The organism is Nocardia neocaledoniensis (genome assembly GCF_029868625.1).
Lineage (GTDB): Bacteria > Actinomycetota > Actinomycetes > Mycobacteriales > Mycobacteriaceae > Nocardia > Nocardia neocaledoniensis_A.
Genome location: NZ_JARWOJ010000082.1, coordinates 1 through 2454 on the forward strand (window position 1 = coordinate 1; position 2454 = coordinate 2454).

Annotated in this window: 3 protein-coding genes; 2 read left to right on the forward strand and 1 reads right to left on the reverse strand. The window is 70.0% G+C overall.

Going from position 1 to position 2454, the window contains the following annotated elements; translation table 11 throughout:
* Nucleotides 1-126 precede the first annotated feature (126 nt).
* Entirely contained in the window at nt 127-933 is an 807-nt protein-coding gene (locus tag QH270_RS05320) for a methyltransferase domain-containing protein (protein ID WP_280339225.1), read from the reverse strand.
* Between the two features lie 76 nt (nt 934-1009).
* On the opposite strand from QH270_RS05320, the gene QH270_RS05325 reads away from it, so the two are divergent.
* Nucleotides 1010-1588, forward strand: a complete 579-nt coding sequence (locus QH270_RS05325; RefSeq protein ID WP_280339227.1) for an HhH-GPD-type base excision DNA repair protein — start codon at nt 1010-1012, stop codon at nt 1586-1588.
* 104 nt (nt 1589-1692) lie between these two features.
* Complete coding sequence (locus tag QH270_RS05330; protein WP_280339228.1) at nt 1693-2391, forward strand: hypothetical protein; 699 nt, start codon at nt 1693-1695, stop codon at nt 2389-2391.
* Nucleotides 2392-2454 lie beyond the last annotated feature (63 nt).

Genomic DNA, 2454 nt, shown 5'->3' on the forward strand with positions numbered 1-2454 from the left:
CCCCCCCCCCCCCCCCCCCCCCCCCCCCCCCCCCCCCCCCCCCCCCCCCCCCCCCCCCCCCCCCCCCACGGCCGACTGCGTCGGCCTGCCCTCCCTAGGGGTCGGGCGTGGTCAGGTTTGTCGGCATCACTGCGGCTTGTGGGCGAGCACGCCGAACATCGTGACCGAGATGTGCACATCACCGCGGTCGGCGCCCGCCTGCAGGTCGGCGAGGAGCTGATCGCGGTCGGCGGCGGTGATCACCCCGCGCAGCACCGCCAACTCGGCGATCCGGCTGACCAGCGCGCCCGCGCCCACCCGGCGGTCCTGCACCAGCGCGTGCGAGCCGATCTCGTCGACGACGAGCCCGGCCGCACTGAGCTGACCGGCCAGTCTGCGGCCCGCCAGCGGATTGGTGGTCGAGGAGATCAGGGTGTCGACGACGGCGCCCGCCGCCCGGGGATCGCCGGGGTGCACGATCGCGGTCGCCCAGTCGCTGTCGACGACGACCACCCGGCCGCCGGGACGCAACACCCTGGCGATCTCGGCGGCGGCGCGCGCGGGCGCGGTCAGGTGCTGGAACACCCGTTCGCACAGCACGGCGTCGAAGGAGTCGGCGCCGAAGGGCAGTCCGTAGGCGTCACCCGTGGTGAAGGTGGCGGTCGAACCGTGCTCCTTCGCCCTGCGCTGCGCCGAGGCCAGCAGGTTCATGTCGGGTTCGACCCCGACTGCCGTCCCGGTCGGCCCGACGGCGTCGGCGAAGACGAACACCTCCGAGCCGGTCCCCGAGCCGACATCGAGCGCGCGCTCACCGGGCCGCAGCCCGAGCGCATCGTGGCTCCAGGCCCGTAGCCTGCGCATTCCCGGTTGGGTGACCTCCAGGTCGTGGGCGTCGATGAGTTGGTCCTTGCCCGCTTGATCGAAGCGGTCAGGGCGAGGGGTGTAGTCGGTCATACTTACCGCCATCGTGGGGGCCTCTGTGCTTGGCATGAGATCAGAGGCTAGTGGTGAAATGTGTCACGATGAATGTATGACTCGTACGCTGTGTCTGGCACAGGACGCCGAGGCCGACGAACTCCTCAGCACCGACGATTTCGCGTTGCTGCTCGGCATGCTGCTCGATCAGCAGTATCCGATGGAGCACGCGTTTCGCGGACCGCGCAAACTCGCCGAGCGCATGGGCGGCTTCGATCTGCACCGCATCGCCGAGGCGGATCCGGCCGAATTCGAAGAACTCGCCGCCACGCCACCGGCCATCCACCGATATGGGCGATCGATGGCGCGCCGCGCCCAGGCGCTGGCCCAGTACGTGATCGAGAACTACGACGGGGTACCGGCCGCCATCTGGACGAAGGGCGATCCCGACGGGAAAGAGGTGCTGCGCCGATTGCAGGACCTGCCCGGTTTCGGCGCGCAGAAGGCGAAGATCTTCCTCGCGCTGCTCGGAAAACAGCGCGGCGTGCGGCCCGAGGGGTGGCGCACAGCGGCCGGATCCTATGGCGACGAAGGGTCGCGGCGGTCCGTCGCCGATGTCGTCGACGCCGAAACGCTGTCCGAAGTAAGGGAATTCAAGAAACAGGCGAAGGCCGCGGCGAAGGCCGCCGGATGAATTCCTAGTTACGATCTGGCTGCTTTTTTCCCTCGCTATCGGCGCCGATCTGCCCGAAGCTTTCGTCTCGGATCAGCTTCACCGAGATGAGGGATTGGCAGTTTATGAAGATGCGAAAGTTCGCCGTGGTCGCGGCGCTGTTGACCGTGGCTACCGGCGTGACTGCCGGTACCGTCCACGCCCAGGCGCCCGAAGAGGCCGCCCCGATCAACTACACCGCCGAGGTCGTCGACGGTGCCAAGTCCGTCATCACCACCGACGCAGGCTCGCTGGTCGTGGAAGAAGGCGTGTTCAAGATCAAGGCCGCGAACGGCGCCACCGTCGCCGGCACCCCGCTGTCGTTCCGTCTCGACGACTACGAGCTCCCGATCGCCGCCGAGATCTCCGGCAACACCGCCGTACTGACCCCACAGCTGGACCCGGCCAAGGCGGTCTACAAGCCGGTCGCGCTGCCGTACGAGAACCAGGCTCCGTGGAAGACGGAGTACGAGCGTGAGCAGGCGGCGTGGTCGCGGCTCACCTCGACCATCTCGCTCGGCGCCTCCATCGGCACCCTCGCGGGCGGTCTCGGCGGCGCGGCCATCGGCTGCATCGCGGGTGCGGCCGCGGGTCTGGTCGCGACCGGTGTCCTGCTGGCGCTGTTCGGTGCGGGCCCGATCGCGGGCTGCGTCGTCGGTGCCACCACCATCGGCGCTCTTGGCGTGCTGGCCGGCCAGATCTTCGTGACCGCCCCGGTCGCGATCGCTGCCGCGGTCCAGTACTTCACCACGATCAACCAGCCCTTCACCCCGCCCGCCAAGTAACTTCGCGGGTCTGCCGGCGCCCCCCCCCGGGCGCCCCGGGGGGGGGGGGGGGGGGGGCCCCGC

Excerpts from the sequence above, each read along its gene's own strand:
- QH270_RS05330 (WP_280339228.1), top strand. The coding sequence starts at position 1,693 with ATGAAGATGCGAAAGTTCGCCGTGGTCGCGGCGCTGTTGACCGTGGCT.
- QH270_RS05320 (WP_280339225.1), bottom strand. The coding sequence starts at position 933 with ATGACCGACTACACCCCTCGCCCTGACCGCTTCGATCAAGCGGGCAAG.
- QH270_RS05325 (WP_280339227.1), top strand. The coding sequence starts at position 1,010 with ATGACTCGTACGCTGTGTCTGGCACAGGACGCCGAGGCCGACGAACTC.